This is a genomic window from Streptomyces cathayae (genome assembly GCF_029760955.1).
Taxonomy (GTDB): domain Bacteria; phylum Actinomycetota; class Actinomycetes; order Streptomycetales; family Streptomycetaceae; genus Streptomyces; species Streptomyces cathayae.
Map to the genome: position 1 here is coordinate 5,247,535 of NZ_CP121682.1, position 15,544 is coordinate 5,263,078.

Below are 15,544 nucleotides of genomic sequence, written 5' to 3' on the forward strand. Positions count from 1 at the left end.
CCAACGCTCCAGACGACCACTGGCGTAACGGCTGCGCCCGGGCTCCCCGGGCGCAGCAAGACCCACGCGAGACGCCATTCAACTTCCACTCCGGCCTGCTCTGTAACACGCAGGCCGGCCTGTGGCGAAGGACGAAGGACGGAATGAACGACAGATCGAGCAAGCGGTTCAGAACGTTGCGGCGACGCGTCGCGCTCGCTTCGGCCGCGATCATGGTCGGCACGCTCCTGCAGGGGGTGGCCCAGCCGGCTGCCGTGGCGGATGAGGGGAAGGGCCGTTCCGCCCTTCCCCGGTCCGAGAAGCCAGTACCTGGCTCGCCGGTCAAGACCAAGCCGCGCACCCTGATGAAGGGGCCGCGTACCCCGCAGGCGCCTCCGGACGCGGCCTGGCCGAAGGCGGACACGGCGGTCGTCGAGCTGCCGGCCTCCGTTGCGAAAGGCACCGCACGTACGGCTGTCCGGGCCAAGGGACTGCCGCTGACGCTGGACACGGGGGGCATCGCCGGCGCGAAGCCGGCGAGCGGTGCTGTTGAGGCACGCGTCCTCGGCCGCGAGGCGGCGAAGAAGGCGGACGTCGACGGGCTGCTGTTCACGCTGCGTTCGAAGGGTGAGGGCAAGGACGGACCGACTGGTCGGGCCGGCCGGGTGCGGGCCAAGCTGGACTACTCCGGTTTCGCGGAAGCCTACGGTGGTGGCTACGCCCCCCGCCTGACTCTGGTGGAGCTGCCCGCATGCGCGCTGACCACCCCGGACGAGGCCCGGTGCCGCACCAGCAAGCCGGTCGCGGCGGTCAACGACACCGAGAAGCAGACCCTGACCGCGCAGAACGTGACCCTCAGCACCGGTGCTCCCACCGTGCTTGCCGCGGTGGCGGAGGCGAGCAGCGAGAAGGGGGACTACACGGCGACCTCGCTCTCTCCCTCAGCGACCTGGAACACGAACCTGAACACGGGTGACTTCGCGTGGTCGTACGACATGCCGGTGCCGGACGTCCCCGGCAGCATGACGCCCAAGGTTGGGTTGCTGTACTCCTCAGGAGCCATCGACGGCCGGACCGGCAGCACCAACAACCAGGCGTCCTGGGCGGGCGACGGCTTCGACCTGTGGCCCGGTTTCATCGAGCGCCGTTACAAGCCGTGCGCTGACGACGGTGTGAAGAACGCCGACGGCAACAAACCGGGCGACCTGTGCTGGGCCTACGACAATGCCTTCATCACCTTCAACGGCAAGGGCGGCGAGTTGGTCCCCAACGGGACCAATTCCTGGAAGCTGAAGAATGACGACGGTACTCGGATTGATCGTCTGGCCTCCAGCAGCCGCAGCAACGGCGACAACGACGGCGAGTACTGGCGGCTGACGGACCCGGCTGGCACCCGCTACTACTTCGGCTACAACCGGCTGCCGGGCTGGGCGGACGGCAAGCCGGTCACGGACTCCACCTGGACCGTGCCTGTTTTCGGCAACGACACCGGGGAGCCCTGCCACGCTTCGGCGTTCGCTGACGCGTGGTGCCAGCAGGCCTGGCGGTGGAACCTGGACTACGCCGTGGACGTGCACGGCAACGCCATCGCGTACTACTACAACCAGGAGACCAACTCCTACGGCCGCAACCTGAAGGCCAAGGACAACACCCGCTATGTGCGCGGCGGCACCCTGGACCGGATCGAGTACGGCCTGCAGTCCTCCTCGATGTACGGCACCAAGGCGCTGGCCAAGGTCGACTTCACCGACGCCGAGCGCTGCCTGCCCAACTCCTCCACCACCTGCACGGACATCGGCAAGGACGCCGCCTACTGGTACGACACGCCGTGGGACCTGAACTGCGACAGCGGCAAGGACTGCGACAAGGGCCGCCTCTCGCCGGTGTTCTTCACCCGCAAGCGGCTCACCGAGGTGAGCACCCAGGTCTTTGACGGCACCGCCTACCAGAACGTCGACTCCTGGAAGCTGAGCCACCGCTGGGGCATGGCCGACACCGACTACCAACTGCTGCTCGACTCCGTCCAGCGCACCGGCCACACGGCGACCCCTGCGGTCACCCTGCCGAAGACGACCTTCGCCTACACCCAGCTGGCCAACCGTCTCGACAGGACCGGCGACGGCTACCCGCCGTTCATCAAGGACCGCCTGTCCACGGTCGCCGACGAATCCGGCGGCCAGATAGACGTCAACTACTCGGCACCGGCCTGCGACTGGGGCGCGCTGCCGACCCCGCAGACCAACACCACGCGCTGCTTCCCGCAGTACATCGGCGGCAGCAGCACAGAGGACCCCGAGCGGCAGTGGTTCAACAAGTACGTGGTCACCTCCGTCACCGCCACCGACCGCACCGGCGGGGCACCGGACCAGGTCACCACCTACCAGTACCTGGGTGGTGCGGCCTGGCACTACGACGATGACGACGGTCTGACCAAGGAGAAGTTCAAGACCTGGTCGCAGTGGCGCGGCTACGGGCAGGTCCGCGTGCAGACCGGTGGCCAGGGCGGCGCCTCGGCGATGAAGTCGCAGGAGGACACCTACTTCCTGCGGGGCATGGACGGCGACCGCAAGGACACCGGCGGCGGCACGAAGTCCGTGAGCGTCACCCTGGGCGACGGCGAGGGCGACCCGATCACCGACCACGAGTCCGAGGCCGGCTTCGCTTACAAGACTGCCAGCTACTCCGGTCCCGGCGGCAAGGTCCTGGCCAAGACGGTCAGCCGGCCCTGGCACCATCAGACGGCGAAGAAGACCCGCAGCTGGGGCACCGTCACCGCCAACTTCACCGGCACCAAGAACACCAGGTCATGGACGTCTTTGGACGACGGGGCGGGCGCGAAGTGGCGTACCACCGAGACCAGCAGCGAGTTCGACACAGTGGCCGGACGCGTCACCCAGGTCGACGACCGGGGTGATATCGGCACCGCCGCCGACGACACCTGCACGCGCACCACCTACGCCACCAACACCACCGACACCCTCCTGACTCTCCCCTCGCGGGTGGAGACGGTGTCCAAGGCCTGCGGCGCGAGCGTCAACCGGCCAGAGGACGTGATGTCCGACGTGCGCACCGCCTACGACGGCGGCGCCTACGACGCGACCCCCACGAAGGGGGACAAGACGGCCGGCGCGGTGCTGAAGCAGTACCATGGCACCACCGCCGTCTACCTGGAATCCGGCGCCACGTATGACGCCTACGGCCGGGAGCTGACCAGCACCGACCTGACCGCCGACGTGACCGTCACCGGTACCGGCGTGCTCACGCGCACTGCGCGCGGCGACGGCCGCACCACCACGACCGAGTACGCCCCCGCCACCGGCTTCGCCACCGAAGTGAAGGTGACCACGCCCCCGGCCAAGGCGGGCAGTACGGCCACCGCCCAGACCACGACCACCATCCCGGACATCCTCCGCGGCCTGCCCCAGAAGCAGACCGACACCAACGACAACGTCGTCGACTTCGCCTACGACGCGCTGGGCCGCTCGACCAAGGTCTGGCTGGCCGACCGCCCCACCAGCCAGACCCCGACCTACCAGTTCACCTACACCGTCACCGACAACCAACCGGTCGCGGTCGGCACCAGGACACTGGGCAACAACGCTGCCCAGCGCACCTCCTACACCCTCTACGACGGCTTCCTGCGCCCCCGCCAGACCCAGGACCCCGGTCCCGACGGCGGCCGCCTGCTGGCCGACACCTTCTACGACGAACGCGGCCTGACGGCCAGGGAGTTCGCCACCTACTACACCACCGGCACACCCTCCACGATCCTGAGCAAGCCGGATGACGCGCTGAGCGTGGAAACCCAGAACCGGTACAGCTATGACGGTCTGGGCCGCCAGACCGAGGCGAAGCAGATCGCCGGCAACGGCGACGGCGGAGCCGTGCTGGGAACCACGAGGACGGTCTACGGCGGCGACCGGACCACGGTGATCCCGCCGGTCGGCGGCACCGCCACCACCACCCTCACCGACGCCCGAGGCCAGACCACCGAACTGCGCCAGCACCACGCCCGCAACGCGGAGGCGTCCTACGACACCACCAAGTACACCTACACACCGCGCGGTGAACTGCTGCGGCTCACCGACCCGGCAGGCAACACCTGGTCGTACACCTACGACCTGCTGGGCCGCCAGCTGACGTCCACCGATCCCGACAAGGGCGCCACCACCAGCACCTACGACGACCGCGACCAGCTGACCACCACCGAGGACGCCCGGCCCGGCACCCCGGCCCTGTGGCACGGCTACGACAACCTCGGCCGCAAGACCGAACTGCGCGAGGGCTCGGCCACCGGCAAACTGCGCGCCACCTGGACCTACGACACCGTCCCCAAAGCCAAGGGCCAGCTGGCCGAAGCCACCCGCTACGACGACGGCGCCGCCTACACGACCAAGGTCACCCAGTACGACCGCCTCTACCGGCCGGTGAGGACCGCCGTGGTCATCCCCGAGCGGGAGGGAGAGGCCAGCCTGAAGGGCACCTACCAGGCCGGCACCTCCTACCTGCCCTCCGGGCTGGTCGGCGGCGTGAGCTACTCCGCGGCCGGCTCCCTCCCGGGCGGCAGCCAGTCGTTCACATACGAGGCGGAGACGCTGCGGCCGGTCTCCCTGCTGGGCGACGGCTTCAAGGCGGAGACCAGCTACTTCAAGACCGGCAAGCCGAGCGGGTACAAGATGTACAGCACGGCCGCCGGCGCCAAGCCGGTCCAGGTCACCAACACCTACGAGTGGGGCACCCAGCGCCTGGCCAACACCCGCGTGGACCGCCAGGACATTGCCGGAGTCGACCAGAGCAGCACCTACCGTTACGACGAGGTGGGCAACGTCCTGTCCGTCTCCGACGTCTCCCGTTCCGGCACCGACAACCAGTGCTTCACCTACGACCACCTGCGCCGCCTGAGCGAAGCCTGGACCCAGAACACCACCAGCTGCGCCACGGCACCCGGCGGCAGCATCCTGGGCGGCCCGGCCCCGTACTGGCACTCCTACACCTACGACAAGGCAAGCAACCGTTCGACGGAAACGCTCCATGACCCCACGGGGAATGCAGCAAAGGACATCACGCGCGTCTACTCCTACCCCGGAGTGGGCAAGGCCCAGCCGCACACACTGACCTCCGTAACCACCAGCGGTCCCACAGGAACGGCGAAGGATTCCTTCGGTTATGACGAGAGCGGCAACACCATCGCCCGCACCCTCAGCGGCACCACGCAGTCCCTCGAATGGGACGCGGAGGGCCACCTGGCCAAGGTGACCGAACCCGTCGAAGGCGGCACCAGCAAGGTCACCGAGTACCTCTACGACACCGAAGGCAACCGCCTCATCGGCCGCACCCCCACCGAGACCACCCTTTACCTCGGCACCACTGAGATCACCTTGACCAAGGGCGCCACCAAGCCCAAGGCCACCCGCTACTACGACCTCGGCGGCGGCCACCAGGCCGTCAAGACCGACGATGGCAGTGTCTTCTTCACTCTCGCCGACCACCACGGCACCGCCCAACTCGCCGTCGAGGCCGGTACCCAGAAACTCACCCAACGCCGCAGCCTGCCCTTCGGCGGCACCCGCGGCACCGAGCCGACCTCCTGGCCCGGCACCAAGGGCTTCGTCGGCGGCACCAACGACACCAAGACCACAGGCTTGACCCACCTCGGCGCCCGCGAATACGACCCCACCACCGGCCGCTTCATCAGCGTCGACCCCCTCCTCGAAGTTGACAAGCCGCAGACCATGAACGGCTACAGCTACGCCAGCAATTCACCCGTCACGATCTCCGACCCGACAGGACTGGCTGGTGTAGGGGGCGGCAATCCCGGAACTCCTGGAAATTCTGGAAGCAAGCGTCCGTACGGTGGGATGCTCGGCGGTTACAGCGACGCCCCGAACGGCACCGGATACCCTAAGGGAAATGCGTCCAAGCCGCACGTATCTGGGGCCGGCGGAGGAAGAAAGAGCGGAGGGACCGGGAACACGAACAGCGTAGGGACCGGGAACACAAACAGCGGCGGCACTATGGAGGGTGACTCCGGGGAATGTGGATCCTGGGGATTCATGGCCAGTGTTTGCTCAGGCGTCGGAGAAACATTCTATGGCCTGGTCAGCAACGTGCCGTACACGGCGGAATATGTTGGCTGGATCTTCGATTCCGATTGCCGCGGAGGCGGCGGCCCAGGAACACCCGGCTGTGACTACGGCAGCCAGTTCGACAACTGGATCGCAAGTCACGGCTATGACATCAATAGCGACGCCTATCAAGTCCCCAACGCTCTCGCCGCAATCTTCTTGCATAACGGGCGGGTTCCAGTTAGGAAGTCAGCGACCGTAGGGGCTAGTACCAGCAGTAACTACAGGGGTACTTTCTTTAAAGCCCATCCAAACCTCAAGGGTAAGGTCTGGGTGCACCATGCTGTCGAGCAACAGATTCTCACCCAATATCCCGGGCTCTTCACAAAGAGCGAAATTAATTCGCTCGAAAATCTTAGAGGGGTGCCAAAATCGGTGAATTCGGACTTGCATTTGAGTAGGATTCGGATCCTCTGGAATGGATTCTATAAAACTCACCCGAACCCGAGTCGCCAGGAGGTGCTCAACTATGCCACCTTCGTCGATGACTTCGTAGGGAATGAATTTACACCGCGCATACGCTGATCGCGTCGACGCGTTCGCGATACGGTCAATTCGCTGGAGAGGCTTTCAGCGGCTACCATGGGCACGTCCGGCGACGCTTGCTGCAAGTGCGTCGCTGGAGTCCCTTGTGGCAGTCTGCGCCACTGTTCGTGCAGACTGCCACTCATTGGTAGTTATTTTCTTACTTCTATCTAACGAGGCTGGCCAATGTGGATCGAACTTGTTTCCTCCCTTTCTGGAGACGTTGATTTTTCGACTCCGGTTGATGAAGGGGAGTTTGTCGCGGTCGAGTCGGCCCTCGGTCAGACGCTTCCTGCGGATTTGAAATCCTTCCTGCGCGAGTCGGACGGCGTCTCCGATGAGTTCGGCTGTGACTTCGTATGGTCTGCCGCAGAGATTTTGGCGCGCAATCGAGAGATGAATGAAAGGGAGGATTTTAGAAATCTTTATATGCCTTTTGACTCTCTTCTGTTCATTGGTGACAGTGGTGGCGGTGACCTCTTCGCTTTTGTGGTCAAACCGCTGCGGCTGGACATCTTTGTCTGGGAGCACGAGACTGACAGTCGTCGTTGGGTTGCCAGAGATCTAGAGGATTACATCCGTCGCTATCTTTCTGCCGGTGGGGAAGATTGGTACGCATCTTGACGTGACTTCGATTTGAAGGGCCTCGCGTTTTTCGGGCAGAGTGAGCCGTTTCCATCTTGATCAGCCGGTGAGTTCGAGAGTGACGATGGCGCGGACGACGGTGGTGATCCTCGTGGTGCTGCAGCGCAGCTTGCGGAGTACTCGCCAGCACTTGAGGGTGGCGATGGCGCGTTCGCCGAGGCTTCGGATCTTTGCGTGATCACGGTTGTGGCGGCGGCGCCAGCCGCGCAGGTGCTTGCCCCGGATCGGGACGCGGACGGCGGGTCCGGCGCCCTGGTAGGCCTTGTCCGCCCAGGACTTGATGCCGTCGGCGGCGAGGGCGGCGGGGATGCAGTGGGTGCGGGCCGCGGTCAGATCGTGGACGGCGCCGGGCAGGGCGTCCGAGACCCAGAGCAGTCGTCCGGCCGGGTCGGCGAGGACCTGCACGTTCATCCCGTGGTGCTTCTTCTTTCCCGAGTAGTACGGGCGGTCGGCCGCAACACGGTCGATCGGCAGGAGTGTGCCGTCGAGGATCACGTACGCCTTCCCGCGGATGGTGTGCATGGCCTGCTCCAGCGTCGGGGCGAGGGTGGCCAGGAGGCCGACGGCCTCGCGTATGGAGCGGTAGACCGTCGCGATCCCGACCCGGAAGCCGGCGGCGAGGCGGCTGTAGGTGTCGCCACAGCGTAGGTGGGCGAGTACGAGCAGAGCCTGCCGGCCGCAGCTCAGGCGGCGCCGGCGAGAACCGATCCGGCGTCGGTGACCTGCCGGCAGACCGGAGAGACGACGCAGGGTACGGCTGGACAGATCGATGGCAGACGGGTAGACAAGCACACGAGCTCCTGGCGGATGCGGTGATCTTGGTCGTGAACCCGTCTACCAGGAGCTTTCTTCATGCCCGCCGCCGGGGCCCGCAGCCCAACCACCCGTCAGGTTGGAAGGGGCTCCGGGCGTTCGCGTTCGATGAGTTCGGGCCTCTCGGGATTCGGCCCACCGTCGGCTCATGTTGGGCCGAGCAGGGCCGACCCGAGCGGCATCCCGCGACCTACCACCGCACCCATGGTGTGCGCTACTTCCACGGCTGCTACTCGGTCGGCGACGACACCCTGTGGGGTGTCAACCGTAGGAAGAAGGGCGCCTCGATCACCCTGGCCTCGCTGAAGTCGATCCGGGCCGCCCGCCCAGACTGCGCCCCGATCTACGTGATCCTGGACAACCTGTCCGCCCACAAGGGCGACACCATCAGGCGCTGGGCGAGCAAAAACCGGGTCGAGTTGTGCTTCACCCCGACCTACGTGTCCTGGGCCAACCCGATCGAGGCGCACTTCGGGCCGTTGAGGCAGCTCACCGCCGCCAACTCCAACCACCGCAACCACACCGCGCAGACCCGTGCCCTGCACGCCTACCTGCGCTGGCGGAACGCCAACGCCCGCCATCCCGACGTTCTCGCGGCCCAGCGCAAGGAACGTGCCCGCATCTGCAGTGAGAAGGGCCTCCGCTGGGGCGGCAAACCACTACCGACCGCAGCCTGACCACCTAACCTAGCACCGCACCGCTAGGATTTGGCGGCTTTTGCCAGGACTCGGGCGAGTTCGCGGGGACAGGTGGCCATCGGCCAGTGGCCCGAGTCGAGGTCCACGTACTCAAGGTGGGTAGCGCGGGCGAGGTCAGGACTCTCACCGGCGGCAATCCACTCCTCGGCCTGGGTGGGGGTGAACTCGGGGCAGACAACCACAACGGGGACGTCGAAGCGGCGCTCGTTGGTCAGGCGTACGACTCCCCTGGCGACCGCCTCGGGGACAGGAACGGCGGCGGACGCGACGCGGTCCCGGGTCTGCTGGTCCAGGTCGGCGGCGTCCGCACCCTCGAAGGGTTCCCAGCCCGGGAAGGGCATGGCGCCGCCCTCGATCGCGAAGTGATCGGCGTAGGCCCGACCATCGGCGGCGGGGAAGCCGCCGATCAGGGCGACCTTGGCCACCTTCTCCGGTCGTGCGTCGGCGGCCAGCCAGGCCAGGGTCGATGCCACAGAGTGCCCTACCACCAGGGGCTTTCCGGGCGCCGCGTCAACCGCGGCAAGCACTGCTGCCAGCTGGTCGTCAAGCGTTGCGGAGGCGGCGCCGTCGCCCTGGCCTGGGAGAGTGAGTGGCACGGGATGGTGGCCGAGCACCGTGAGTTCGGGCACGACGTCGTCCCATGCGGATCCGTCGAGCCACAAGCCAGCGATGAGCAGGATGTCCACGGTGGTTCTCCCGAAGAGGAGTCGGGTCTGGTTGCCGGCACGCTACAGGGAGGCTCTGACACCGGGCTCCGGTCAGAGTGCGACCGTTGAAGACGGCGGCTCGACCCAACCCGGCGAACCAACGCGGTCACAGCACTAGGCAACGGCGGGGAGTTGGCCGGGACGGAGGCCCGGAGGTGCGGCCGGTCGGCTCCGTGGGCTTTACCCACCTCCCCGGGCCGGGGCCCGCGTCGGGCAAGGCCAGGGGGCCACTCGTTCAAATTCCGGGCAGGATCACGACCTGCCCGAGTTGCCGGGCCAGCGTACGGCCCCCTGACCATGCCCGACCCCAACCCGGGCAGGACACCGGCCAAAGCCCACTCCACCGCCCTCACGCGCATAGCCGTCTGACGGCAACGCCGACGGCAACACGGGCGTACGACAGGGAACTTCCACGCACATCCACGAACCGGCCCGAATTCGCTGACCAGCGAAAATGCAGGTGACGCCCGCCCGGCGAGCACACGTACTATGTGCTGGCGGGCGAGTGAGGTTCCCCCTGTCGAGCGGACAGCTTGATACTGGGACCGGTGGTCCCGGAGAAAGCAGTTACAGGTAGTGAGTAGCAAGAGCAACATGAGCAAGCGGTACACGGCCGAGTTCAAGCGGGACGCGGTCGCCTTGGCGTTGTCCTCGGAGAAGACGGTCACCGAGGTCGCGAGGGATCTGGGCGTGAGTCCGGAAGGGCTGCGCGGGTGGGTGAAGCAGGCGAAGATCGACCGCGGTGAGGGACCCGCCGGGGCTTTGACCACTGCGGAGCGTGAGGAGTTGGTCCGGCTGCGGCGGAAGGTTCGCGAGCAGGAGGCCACGATCGAGGTTCTGGGAAAAGCGACCGCCTTCTTCGCTCAGGACAAGATGAGGTAGACACCGTGGCACGGTGTCGTTTCATCGATGCGGAGAAGGCATCGGAAGGTAATCCTGCAGGTCACAGCGTTGCGTTCTTGTGCCGTGTGCTGGGAGTACCCCGTTCCACCTACTCCGCGCACAGGGCGTCACGGCCGGCCCGGACGATGCGGGAGCGGGCCGAGGACGTGCTGGTGGGTGAGATCCGGGTGCTTCACGCCGGATCTCGCGGTGCCTATGGGGCCCCGCGCATCCACGCCGCCCTGCGGCGGGCCGGGCGGGTGGTGAACTCCAAGAAGATCGAGCGGCTGATGCGCAAGCACCGGATCGTCGGGATCACCCGCCGCCGACGGCGGGGCCTGACCCGGCAGGCGAAGCGGGCGGTGTTCGCGCTCGACCTGATCGGCCGGGACTTCACCGCGCCCCGGCCCGGGATGCGGCTCGTCGGCGACATGACCGAACTCAGCACGCTGGAAGGGAAGTTGTATCTGGCGACCTGTATCGATCTCGCGACGCGGGAGGTGGTCGGCTGGGCGATGGCCGACCACCACCGCGCCGAGTTGCCGATTGCGGCCTTGCGGCCTTGCGGCCTTGCGGATGGCGGCCGGGCGTGGCGGCCTGGAGCAGGGTTGCGTCATGCATACGGATCGCGGCAGCGAGTACACGAGTGACGAATTCCGCAGCGAAATACGCAAGTTGCGCATGAGGCAGTCGATGGGGCGCGTCGGCTCTTGTTACGATAATGCCGCCGCGGAAAGCTGGTTCGCCATCCTGAAAGCGGAGATCGGGACGACGGTGTGGGAGACCCGCGAGGCCGCCCGGGCCGACGTTTTCCGCTACGTCGAGGTCGAGTACAACCGCAGCCGGCTCCGTCGGCACCCCGACTACGGGTACGTCACCCCACTCGAAACGAGATCCTTGCTCAGGCAGAACCTCGTCCCGGCAGCGTAGACACCCGCTGTCCAGTTCGCGGGGGGAACTTCACCTCGTGCATAATTCGAATGGGGCCTGCGGCACAAACCTGACACGAGGTGAAAAGGTTGCTGCCGCTACGAGCTCGTAACACGATCTTGTTGAAGTGGCCTGGTAGGCCGTGACCGATGTGAGGAATCCGCCGTTCGGGAGGGTGTGAGTGCCCGGCCGTGGATCGTGGACGACGACTTGTGGGCACTGATCGAACCGTTGCTGCCGCCCTGGCCGGAGAAGGCACCGGGGCCGCGCCCGGTGCCGGACCGGCTCTGCCTGCAGGGCATCTTCTATGTCCTCCACAACGGCATAGCCTGGCAACTGCTGCCCCCTGAGCTGGGGTTCGGCTCCGGGCAGACCTGCTGGCGGCGCCTGGACCGCTGGCAGAAGGCCGGCGTCTTCGACCAGCTGCACCGCATCCTGCTGGCCGAACTGAACGCGGTCGGCGCACTCGACTGGTCTCGCGTGTGTGTGGACGGCTCCCACATCCGCGCGAAAAAGGGGGTGCCGACACCGGTCCGTCGCCGGTCGATCGGCGCAAGACGGGCAGCAAACATCACCTGATCTGCGACGGCTGCGGCACCCCGCTCAAGGTCATCACGACTGCGGCCAACGTCAACGACGTCACCCAGACCCTCGCCCTGGTCGACGGCATCCCGCCCGTCGCCGGCCGCCCCGGCCGTCCGCGCCGCCGTCCCGAAGCCCTGCTCGGCGACAAGGGCTACGACTCCAACCCGAACCGCGAAGAGCTGCGCAAGCGGCGGATCCTGCCGGTCATCTCCCGCAAGGGCGCCCCCGACATCAAGGGCCTGGGCAAGCTCCGGTACGTGGTGGAGCAGACCTTCGCCCTGCTCCACCAGTTCAAGCGCCTCGCGGTCCGCTGGGAACGCCGCACCGAACTCCACGATGCCTTCGTCTCCCTGGCCTGCAGCCTGATCTGCTGGAGACGTCTCAAGAAGGCCCGATCATGATCGTGTTACGAGCTCTGAAGGAGTCACGGAGTTGGCTTACAAGACGACCTTCCTTCCTGATGGCAGCATTGCCCACATCAAGTTCAAGTGAGGATGAGGTCCATGGGATCGGATACTTTCCAGGCTCTGATCGGCCTGCTTGGCTGGGAATCATCGCTGGATGGCCTGATCGACGCCGCTAACCGATGCGATCGACACGAGGGGCCGTCTGTACGCTTGGATCGTGATGCGGTAAGAGAGGTTCTGCAGCGATGCACCTCCGGAGAACTAGACGTTCTCCAATTGCCGCGATGGGCTGGGGCGATTCACATGTTGGAGCGTGTCGAGATCGACGAAGTGGACGTTGAGATTCTGACTCAACTCCTCTTCGAGGTGTCGAGTCCTGAACTATTCGAGCCGATCACCGTTGACGTATGTCAGCGATGGATCAGTCGAATGGAACATGCATAGCGCTCTGCTTACGCAAAAGCCTGGAGGCCCGGACGGAGGAGATTCCGACCGGGCCTCCAGGGCGTTTGACGGCAACGGTGACGGCAATGTCAGCGGACGACGGCTGCGGTGGGCGGGTCGTCCGGGTCGTCGGTCGTGCCGAGGATGCTGCCGAGGGTATTGATGGCCTGGCGTTGGAGGCGGAGTCGGACGTGGGCGTAGACGCCGGCGGTGACGCCGATGTGAGCGTGGCCGAGGAGCTCCTTGGTCACGACGAGTTCGACGCCCTGTTCCAGCAGCAACGTGGCGGTCGAGTGTCGGATGTCGTGGAAGCGGATGCGGCGGAGGCCGGCCTTGCGGAGGAGCGTGGTGAAGGTGCGGGTGAGGTTGGCCGGGTCGATCAGTCTGTCCTGCGCTGTGGTGAACACGTGCCCGCTGTGCTGCCACGCGGTGCCCTCAGCTCCTCGCGAGTGCTGCTGCTTGCGGGGAGCTGAGGGGCTTGAGGTCGCGTGGAGTTGGTGGAAACGCACGTGGCGGTTGATCGCTCGACGCATCAGCCGTCGTGGCTGGCTTTCTGTAGCTGAGCCTGAAGGCGCGACGGGGATCAGGTGACCAGCGACGGTGGCGTGATCGTCCGTGCTCGGTCGTACAGGTCGCGGGCCGCCGCGTTTTTCAGATGAGGCCGCAGGAGACCGAACATCGCCTTTATACGGTCGTCGGCGCGGCCGGACTGCACCTTGGGGTAGTCGTCGAGGGACTGGTGCCAGGTGGTGCAGGCCGCTTCCAGGTGGCCGAGTTCCAGCTGCCGCTCTGCCAGCAGGCCGCGTCGGTGCACTCGCGTGCACTGGTACACGCTGGGGCGGAGCCGGTCCGCTCGTTGCATGGCTTCGACGGCGCCGGCCTTGTCGCCGAGTTCGTAACGTACTTGGCTGACGTGGTAGTTGAGTGAAGAGGGGTTGTACGATCCGAATGCCTTGCCGCGTGACTCGGCGCGGTCCATGGCGGCCTCGGCCTCCCGGATGCAGCGCAGCGCGCCCCTGCGGTCACCGGTCTGCGCGGCGGCATGCGCCTGCTGCCCGAGAAGGAAGGCCAGCATCCGGGGGCCGGCCTTCGGGGAGGCGGCGGAAGCGGCGTCGGCCAGCTCCCTGGCCTTCGTCCCGTGGCGGAGGTCGACGGCCTGGACGCTCATCCCGCGCAGGGTGGTGCAGTACGTCAGGTGATCCTCGGCCGCTCCCGCCAGCTCCAGGGCCTTGACGTAGTAGCGCTGGGCGAGACCGTGCAGCCCTTCGTCCACGGCCATGTAGCCGGTCAGGTAGAGCAGGTCCGAGGCGGCGGACAGCATTGCCTTGCGTACGTCCTCGGGCGCGTCGGCGCGCAGGGAGGAGGCCACGGTGTTGACCATGAACGAGGCCGCCATGGGGCGTGCGTGACGGCCGCCGAACTCGTCGTCCAGTTGCGAGACGCGCTCGGTCATGGCGACGACCATGTCCACTTCGTTCATGCCGATGCGTGTCGTGCGGCCTGACTGGAGGGCATCGGCGCGCCCCACCACATCGGGCCAGCCGGGAATGGTGAGGGCCACGGAGAACAGGCCGGCCCCCAGGACGCTGCGGCGGGACGGGTCCATATCCAGCCTCCCCAGGTCGATCACCCCTTCCACGGTATCCGCAGCCGCTGAGGAGTGATCGCGCGGAAGTGGACCGCTTTCCGGGAACCGCGCTCCGGCGCCGCTGAAAGCCCCAGGTCAAGCACCTGGCGAGGGTGTTCCTGCGGGTGGTGCAGGGGATCTGAAGGTGGCGTCGTGGGGTGGGGCCGGTGCTGCTGGCGGGCGGGCGGTGTTCCGCGACCGGTCGGTGGGGCGGCGGTCTCGACGTGGGCGATGCCGGGCGCGCGTCCGCGCCTCGGGGAAGTCACACCGTCCCAAAGTCGTGAGCACTTTGGCCCCTGCTGTCCTGATGCCGCTCGTTTGAGCGCTTGAGTGACACATGCCCGCCGACTGCTCACGATTTTCGGCAAGGTACCCGTCTCCGGCTCCGCGGCGTCGGGATCGCGGGGATCTCCTGCATCGCCCGGCGGGGTGCCATCCACCTGACCGTACTGCTCAACTCGCCTATCGGGGTTGTCTCACGCGAGATAACCCCGATTCCGGACGCCTTCAGTTGAACTGACCGTATCGCCCCACCGTTACCGGCGGCTCTCCGAAGCCCGGGACTGGCCGGTGTGGCGGGCAGGGGTGATGAGTTGGCTGGGTCCGTCCTGTCGGTCCCGCTCACGCGCTTTCTCCCGCCCCCGTGGGAGTCGGCAGGGCTTGGGGGCGTCCCACTCGGCATACACCGTCTTGCCTACGATCCGCGGCTCCCAGCCCCACCGTGTGGTCAGTGCGCCGACCAGAAGGAGGCCGCGTCCGAACTGGTCGGTGGCGCTCTCGGCCGGGCGCGGGCTCGGCAGTCGTTCACCGCGCGGGTCACTCACTTCGACCCGCAGGGCGTGCGTGTCGAGAGTGAGGCGTATGCGGATGAGCCGGCCGGGGACGCTGCCGTGCAACAGGGCGTTGGTCATCAGCTCCGAGACGACGAGGGCGACGTCCCCGGCCAGTTCCGGCTGCCCCCATTCGGTGACGAGCCGCGCCGCTCTGCGCCGGGCGAGCGGGACGCTGCGCTGGGTGGGGGTGTAGTCGAGGAGGTCCTCGTGGACGACCGGTTCGGACGGGGATCCGGGGCCGGGTGTGGCGCAGGATTCGGGTGCGGGCACGGGACGCGCCTCCTGGTGCGGGCGACGGTGTCTCTGCCGCGCCTGCGCAGGGGCAGGGCGGTGCACTTCCGCCG

9 protein-coding genes and 3 pseudogenes are annotated in these 15,544 nt (G+C 66.8%); 7 read left to right on the plus strand and 5 right to left on the minus strand.

The window, feature by feature from the left end; genetic code table 11:
* Positions 1-212 precede the first annotated feature (212 nt).
* On the plus strand, positions 213-6,629 hold the full coding sequence (locus tag PYS65_RS23940; RefSeq protein ID WP_423836167.1) for an RHS repeat domain-containing protein: 6,417 nt from the start codon (positions 213-215) through the stop codon (positions 6,627-6,629).
* 186 nt (positions 6,630-6,815) lie between these two features.
* Entirely contained in the window at positions 6,816-7,253 is a 438-nt protein-coding gene (locus PYS65_RS23945; protein WP_279336000.1) for an SMI1/KNR4 family protein, read from the plus strand.
* 60 nt (positions 7,254-7,313) lie between these two features.
* Here the strand turns inward: PYS65_RS23945 and PYS65_RS23950 are convergent, their stop codons facing one another.
* On the minus strand, positions 7,314-8,066 hold the full coding sequence (locus PYS65_RS23950; protein ID WP_279336001.1) for a transposase family protein: 753 nt from the start codon (positions 8,064-8,066) through the stop codon (positions 7,314-7,316).
* A gap of 113 nt (positions 8,067-8,179) precedes the next feature.
* Between PYS65_RS23950 and PYS65_RS23955 the strand changes: the two are divergent.
* Positions 8,180-8,764: pseudogene (locus tag PYS65_RS23955) on the plus strand (transposase); the annotation flags it as partial.
* 23 nt (positions 8,765-8,787) lie between these two features.
* Here PYS65_RS23955 and PYS65_RS23960 read toward each other — a convergent pair.
* Positions 8,788-9,471: an alpha/beta fold hydrolase gene (locus PYS65_RS23960; protein WP_279336002.1), complete on the minus strand. Its 684-nt coding sequence runs from the start codon at positions 9,469-9,471 to the stop codon at positions 8,788-8,790.
* A gap of 615 nt (positions 9,472-10,086) precedes the next feature.
* On the opposite strand from PYS65_RS23960, the gene PYS65_RS23965 reads away from it, so the two are divergent.
* The 4 genes from PYS65_RS23965 to PYS65_RS23980 all read left to right on the plus strand — a co-directional run bounded on the left by PYS65_RS23965 (position 10,087) and on the right by PYS65_RS23980 (position 12,290).
* Positions 10,087-10,374: a transposase gene (locus tag PYS65_RS23965; protein WP_123471932.1), complete on the plus strand. Its 288-nt coding sequence runs from the start codon at positions 10,087-10,089 to the stop codon at positions 10,372-10,374.
* Between the two features lie 173 nt (positions 10,375-10,547).
* Entirely contained in the window at positions 10,548-11,024 is a 477-nt protein-coding gene (locus PYS65_RS23970; RefSeq protein ID WP_341483696.1) for an IS3 family transposase, read from the plus strand.
* A 31-nt stretch (positions 11,025-11,055) separates the two neighbouring features.
* Positions 11,056-11,304: an IS3 family transposase gene (locus PYS65_RS23975; protein WP_279336004.1), complete on the plus strand. Its 249-nt coding sequence runs from the start codon at positions 11,056-11,058 to the stop codon at positions 11,302-11,304.
* A gap of 195 nt (positions 11,305-11,499) precedes the next feature.
* Positions 11,500-12,290 (plus strand): IS5 family transposase gene (locus PYS65_RS23980; protein ID WP_423836168.1). Its coding sequence is split into 2 segments (ribosomal slippage): positions 11,500-11,799 and positions 11,802-12,290, totalling 789 coding nucleotides; the frame shifts between segments, so codons are not numbered across the junction.
* 539 nt (positions 12,291-12,829) lie between these two features.
* Here the strand turns inward: PYS65_RS23980 and PYS65_RS23985 are convergent.
* The 3 genes and pseudogenes from PYS65_RS23985 to PYS65_RS23995 form a co-directional block, all read right to left on the minus strand.
* Positions 12,830-13,201, minus strand: a pseudogene (locus PYS65_RS23985) (tyrosine-type recombinase/integrase); the annotation flags it as partial.
* Positions 13,202-13,323: 122 nt separating this feature from the next.
* Positions 13,324-14,418: pseudogene (locus PYS65_RS23990) on the minus strand (NsdA family TPR-like regulatory protein); the annotation flags it as partial.
* Between the two features lie 485 nt (positions 14,419-14,903).
* Positions 14,904-15,470 carry an ATP-binding protein gene (locus PYS65_RS23995; RefSeq protein ID WP_279336007.1) on the minus strand — a complete coding sequence of 189 codons (567 nt, stop codon included), beginning with the start codon at positions 15,468-15,470 and terminating at the stop codon, positions 14,904-14,906.
* Between the last annotated feature and the right edge of the window lie 74 nt (positions 15,471-15,544).